Below are 2,750 nucleotides of genomic sequence, written 5' to 3'. Positions count from 1 at the left end.
GCCGAAGGCGGCCGCGGCCTCGTCCCACGTCCCGGCTCCCACCGAGGCCCCGGTGGTCGGGAAGCGCCCGCGCAAGACGCTCGTCCTGGCGGGCCTGCTCTGCGCGGCGTTGGCCGGGGGCGGCTACCAGGGCTGGCAGTACTGGACCGTCGGGCGGTTCTTCGTCACGACCGACGACGCCTACGTGCAGGCGGACATCTCGGTGCTCGCCGCCAAGATCTCCGGCTACCTCGAAGCCGTCCCGGTGGTGAACGGGCAGTCGGTCAAGAAGGGCGACGTGATCGCCCGGCTCGACGACGGCGACTACCGGCTCGCGCAGCAGGCGGCGCAGGACAAGCTCGCGACCCAGGAGAGCACCATCGTGCGGATCGGCCGGCAGGCCGAGGCGGCGCAGGCGCAGGTCGTGCAGATGGCCGCCCAGATCGACGCGACCAAGGCCGACGCGGTGCGGGCGCTCGCCGACTACAACCGCGCGACCCAGATGCAGGCCGACTACGTCGCGAAATCCCGCCTCGACCAGGCCAAGGCCGACCGCGACCGCACCGATGCCGCGGTCAAGGGGGCCGAGGCCGGTCTGATCGCGGCCAAGGCCAACGTCGAGGTTCTGCACGCCCAGCAGCGCGAGGCCGAGAGCCTCGCGGCCGAGCTGCGCACCGCCGTCGACCGCGCCAAGCGCGACGTCGCCTTCTCGACGATCCGGGCACCGTTCGACGGGGTCGTCGGCAACAAGGCGGTGGAGGCCGGCGCCTACGTCGCGCCGGGCTCGCGCGTCGCCGCCCTGGTGCCGCTCAAGAGCGTCCGCATCGATGCGAACTTCAAGGAGACCCAGCTCGTGCGCGTCCGCCCCGGGCAGCACGTGCGCATCGAGGTCGACGCCTATCCCGACCGCGAGATCGCGGGCGAGGTCGAGTCGCTCTCGCCCGCCTCGGGCTCGGTGTTCAGCCTGCTGCCGCCCGACAACGCGACCGGCAACTTCACCAAGATCGTCCAGCGCCTGCCGGTGCGGGTGAAGGTGCCGGCTGACGTCGCCGCCGAGGGCCTGCTCCGGCCCGGCCTGTCGGTGACGGTCCGCATCGACACCCGCGACGGCGCCGACGCGCCGCTCCTGCGGACCGCGCATAAGCAGGACTGACCGCCATGGCCGCGACCGCCGCCGCCGGCCCCGGCCGAGCCCCCATCCCCGCGGCGTCGCCCTCCGCGACGGCCGAGCCGCCGCTCGACCGCCGCCGGATGGTGGCGTTCCTGTGCATGGTGTTCGGGATGTTCATGGCGATCCTGGACATCCAGATCGTCTCGGCCTCGCTCAACGAGATCCAGGCCGGCCTCTCGGCGTCGGGCGACGAGATCCCCTGGGTCCAGACCAGTTACCTGATCGCCGAGGTGATCTCGATCCCGCTCTCGGGCACCCTCTCGCGGGTGCTCTCGACCCGGTGGATGTTCGTGATCTCGGCCGGCGGCTTCACGCTGATGAGCGTGATGTGCGCCACCGCCTCCTCGATCGACGAGATGATCGTCTGGCGCGCGCTGCAGGGCTTCATCGGCGGCGGCATGATCCCGACGGTGTTCGCCTCGGCCTTCACCATCTTCCCGCCGTCCAAGCGCTCGATCGTCTCGCCGATGATCGGCCTCGTGGCGACGCTGGCGCCGACCATCGGCCCGACGGTCGGCGGCTACCTGACGGACCTCGGCTCCTGGCACTGGCTGTTCCTGATCAACGTGATGCCCGGCATCGCCGTCACGGTCTCGACCTTCTTCCTCGTCGACTTCGACGAGCCGAACCTCGACCTATTCAGGAGCTTCGACTGGTACGGGCTCGCCGGCATGGCGGGCTTCCTCGGCTGCCTCGAATACGTGCTCGAGGAGGGGCCGAACCACGATTGGCTGCAGGACGACGCGGTGGCGATCTGCAGCGTCATCGGCACGGTCTCGGCGGTCGGCTTCTTCTGGCGGGTCTTCACCGCGAAGCAGCCGATCGTGGACCTGCGCGCCTTCGCCGACCGCAACTTCGCCGCCGGCTGCGCGGCGAGCTTCGTCCTCGGCATCGGCCTCTACGGGCTGACCTACCTCTACCCGGTCTACCTCGCGCGGATCCGCGGCTACTCGGCGCTGCAGATCGGCGAGACGATGTTCGTCTCGGGCCTGTGCATGTTCGCCACCGCGCCGATCGCCGGGCGGTTCTCCGGCAAGGTCGACCCGCGCATCCTGATGGCGATCGGGTTCTCGGGCTTCGCCGCCGGGACCTGGATCGTCACCGGGCTTACCAAGGATTGGGACTTCTGGGAGCTGCTGTGGCCGCAGGTCCTGCGGGGCTGCTCGCTGATGCTGTGCATGATCCCGATCAACAACATCGCGCTCGGCACCCTGCCGCCGGCCCGGATCAAGAACGCCTCCGGCCTCTACAACCTCACGCGGAACCTCGGCGGCGCGGTCGGGCTCGCGCTGATCAACACCCTGCTCAACGACCGCTGGGACCTGCACCTCGAGCGCCTGCACGAACGCTTCACCTGGGCCAACGGCGCGGCCCTGGAGCGCCTCGACGCGATGCGCCGCCAGTTCGAGGCGACCGGCGGCGACGCCGAGAAGATGGCCCTGAAGGCGATGACCAACACCGTGCGGATGCAGGGGCTGGTGATGAGCTTCGAGGACGTGTTTCTCGTTCTCACCGGCCTGTTCCTGCTGATGGCGCTGGCCACGCCCCTGATCCGCAGGCCCGCGGCGGCGGCCGCCGGGGGAGGCGGGCACTGACGGGC

Annotated in this window: 2 protein-coding genes; both read left to right on the top strand. The window is 70.6% G+C overall.

What is annotated here, in order from left to right; translation table 11 throughout:
* The first annotated feature begins 52 nt into the window (after positions 1 to 52).
* Entirely contained in the window at positions 53 to 1,132 is a 1,080-nt protein-coding gene (locus FV223_RS24545) for an HlyD family secretion protein (RefSeq protein WP_246689791.1), read from the top strand.
* Between the two features lie 5 nt (positions 1,133 to 1,137).
* On the top strand, positions 1,138 to 2,745 hold the full coding sequence (locus tag FV223_RS24540; RefSeq protein WP_147729413.1) for a DHA2 family efflux MFS transporter permease subunit: 1,608 nt from the start codon (positions 1,138 to 1,140) through the stop codon (positions 2,743 to 2,745).
* Positions 2,746 to 2,750 lie beyond the last annotated feature (5 nt).

The organism is Methylobacterium sp. WL116 (assembly GCF_008039455.1).
Taxonomy (GTDB): domain Bacteria; phylum Pseudomonadota; class Alphaproteobacteria; order Rhizobiales; family Beijerinckiaceae; genus Methylobacterium.
The sequence above is the reverse complement of the archived record's forward strand: the minus strand, read 5'-3'. Positions and strand labels throughout refer to the sequence as shown.

Excerpts from the sequence above, each read along its gene's own strand:
- FV223_RS24540 (WP_147729413.1), top strand. The coding sequence starts at position 1,138 with ATGGCCGCGACCGCCGCCGCCGGCCCCGGCCGAGCCCCCATCCCCGCG.